Consider the following 519-nt stretch of genomic DNA (forward strand, 5'->3'; position numbering starts at 1 on the left):
GGGCGGCCAGGGTGATTTACAGCTGGCGGCCAATACGTTGGCACCGTATGCTGCAGCCGCCATCGGCAAGCGCTTCGGCCACGGTGAAAACAAAAACGAAGCCGCGCAAGCAATCGGCCACTTTATGCTCGGTGCCGCCTTGGCCTACGCCAACGGCGCCGACCCGCTTGCCGGCGACAGCGCTGCTGTTGCTGCCGAACGTGCGGCCGGGTATCTGGCCAAACAATACGACGACGGCCATACCGCGATTGACCCGACAACGGGAAAATTCAATCCCAACCTGTTACCCGAGCACATTAAAGAAGAGATTAAAGCGCAGACCGGGGCGATTGCTTCGGTGGTGGGTGCGGCGGGCGGCAGTCTGAACGGCACAAACGGCGGCAACGGAGCGTTGTTTGATGCGCCGCTGCCTGAAGGCGAATACCAAGATCCCTTCGACTTTATGCGTGCCTACGATTTGGACTTCCCTTACGAATACCTGCAAAACTGGGTGGATTACTACACCGGCCAAACAGATAC

Annotated in this window: 1 pseudogene; it reads left to right on the top strand. The window is 58.8% G+C overall.

From position 1 onward, the window contains the following. A pseudogene (locus tag ACTHUR_RS18220) lies at positions 1 to 519 on the top strand (hypothetical protein); the annotation flags it as partial.

This window comes from Neisseria sp. P0021.S007 (assembly GCF_051956855.1).